Source organism: Flavobacterium polysaccharolyticum (assembly GCF_038739875.1).
GTDB lineage: Bacteria > Bacteroidota > Bacteroidia > Flavobacteriales > Flavobacteriaceae > Flavobacterium > Flavobacterium polysaccharolyticum.
The window spans coordinates 1-1,753 of record NZ_JBCGDP010000053.1 but is presented as its reverse complement, the minus strand read 5'-3'; the positions used below and the strand labels follow the sequence as shown (position 1 = coordinate 1,753).

1 protein-coding gene is annotated in these 1,753 nt (G+C 32.3%); it reads right to left on the bottom strand.

The window, feature by feature from the left end:
• Positions 1 to 192: 192 nt before the first annotated feature.
• The gene (locus tag WFZ86_RS20025) at positions 193 to 1,641 is read right to left on the bottom strand and encodes an IS1182 family transposase (protein WP_342693594.1); all 1,449 of its coding nucleotides are present in this window, start codon (positions 1,639 to 1,641) and stop codon (positions 193 to 195) included.
• Positions 1,642 to 1,753 lie beyond the last annotated feature (112 nt).

Genomic DNA, 1,753 nt, shown 5'->3' with positions numbered 1-1,753 from the left:
AGAGCCACTGAAAAACCACGTCAATTTTGATAGACCTCGTTTTTAGATAAAAAAAACGCTTATAATTGGATTTTAATCTTCCTTTTATAAGCGTTTTTCCTTTGTGATTAATTTTTTAATGGGATTTTATTGTGGCTACATTTCGATTTATGTAAGTCTATTTTAGATGAACTTGTAAGTAGGCCTCATTTCCTACATTAATTTTAGTATTCTTTTTAAATTGACTGTAAAAATAGCCATTGCACCCTGCATTTGCATATTGTTAATACCATATGATAGTGCTCTATCATAACCGTGTACATTTTTTAACTCACTATTTTTGGCCTCTATCTTGTATCGATGTTTTGCTTTTTCTTTGTAATATTCTGTTTCTTGAAAAGCTATTTGGTCTTGATGTAATTCTGATTTTATGGTTACCGAGTACGTTTTTGTTTTAGATCCATCTTTGTAACAGCCATTTTTTAAAGGGCAAGATTTGCATTTTTCAACATCAAAATAATAAGTGTCTACTTGATTTCCCCCAACATCTTTAGTGCCTTGACGCGCTTTTCTTATAGCTAAATGTCCTGCTGGACAAACAAACCTATCAGCATCTTTATTATAATCAAATTTGTCTTCGTCTTTTCTAAAACCTTGTGCTATAGATGGATTTAGTCTTGCTACTACTTTAATGTTTTGTTCACTTGCGATTTTAAGGTTTTCTTTTCCAGCATATGCCGCATCGCCAATAATAGTCTCTACATCAATTCCGTTCTCTTGACTAATTTCTAAAAGTTTAGGTAATTTGGGGCCATCGCCTTTCTCGCCTGATGTTACTACAGCTGCCGTAATAATACGTTCTTCGGTCATAGCTAAATGGGTTTTGTAGCCAAAAAAGGAACTATCGGCAGATTTATGACCTGTTTTTGCATCGGTATCTTTGGATAGGATTAAGTTTTCTTGAGTATCTTCTACGGTTTCTTTTAGCAGATTTAATTTTTCTTTCACAGAAGTTATCGAACTTATAGATGGCTCATTTTCGATACGTTTTTCTAACTCTTTGCAATAAGCCAATTCCTTTTCTAAATCATTGTCGGTATTTTTTTTAGGCATACTTTCTTTGAATTGGTCGTCAAAGAGGTATACTGTTTTTCGAAGAAGTTTTGAACGTTCTCTCAACACTTCGATTGCTGAAAATGGGTTGGATCTTGATAAAGTATGTGTGGCGTCAACGATAATAGACTTAGAACGAATTATACCTTTTTCAATAGCGATGGCTACCGTTTTGTTTATTAATAAATTTAATAAGTCGGTGTCTTTCAAACGAAGTTTTCTAAATTTTGTCAACGAGCTAGAATTGATAACATCGTCTTCTGGATTCATATCCAAAAAATATTTAAAGGACATATCGTAACGCGAACGTTCCACTACATCAACATCAGAAACAGTGTAAATTGTTTTAAGAAGCAGATACTTGAACATACGAATAGGACTTTCTGCCATACGTCCATTATTGGTGCAGTATTTATTTAACAATTCATCGTAAATGAAAGAAAAATCAACCAAATCATTGATTTTTCTTAAAATATTATTCTTCGGAATAATTAAATCATATAACGAAGAATGTTCACTAAACTGTATTGATTGCTGTTGTACTAACATCTAAAAAACCTTATAATTACAACTAAACATACCAAAAAAGGAGTAAAAATCCTAAGATTTCTACTCCTTTTATTTGTCAATTTACTCGGAAAAAGACTTTTTCAGTGGCCTC

Coding starts and splice junctions, on each gene's coding strand:
- WFZ86_RS20025 (WP_342693594.1), bottom strand. CDS start 1,641: ATGTTAGTACAACAGCAATCAATACAGTTTAGTGAACATTCTTCGTTA.